This is a genomic window from uncultured Lutibacter sp., from assembly GCF_947495725.1.
Lineage (GTDB): Bacteria > Bacteroidota > Bacteroidia > Flavobacteriales > Flavobacteriaceae > Lutibacter.
In genome coordinates this window covers 1-350 of sequence record NZ_CANLZZ010000022.1, presented here as the reverse complement: position 1 = coordinate 350, position 350 = coordinate 1, and the positions used below count along the sequence as shown (strand labels likewise).

At 32.6% G+C, this 350-nt stretch carries 1 protein-coding gene; it reads right to left on the bottom strand.

What is annotated here, in order from left to right; translation table 11 throughout:
- The coding region (locus Q0776_RS17735) for a hypothetical protein (RefSeq protein WP_298371358.1) at nt 1-350 on the bottom strand (350 nt) is incomplete at both ends.

Sequence of the window (350 nt, the reverse complement as noted above, 5' to 3'; positions counted from 1 at the left end):
TTTTCTTTACTTAAAGAATTACTAGGTGTTGATACTGTAAAATTAGGTATTGATAAACTAGGTAAACCTCCAGTTGGAATTTGAGGTATTCTAGGAATTACATTTGGTATAGCAGGTAAAATAGGAATTTCAGGTATATAAATTCCAGGAATTTCTATCTTCGGAATATCAATTGGAAGTGGATCTAAATCTATCCCATTAGTTATTAAGATAGGATCTGTTACAGAAGTATATGGTATAGTAATGGCAGGAAAATCATAAGGTAAACGAAGACCATCATTAATACTTCCAATAATTCCATTACCAATTTGAGCCATTGCACCTGCTATGTATGCGGCAGGCATTAAATC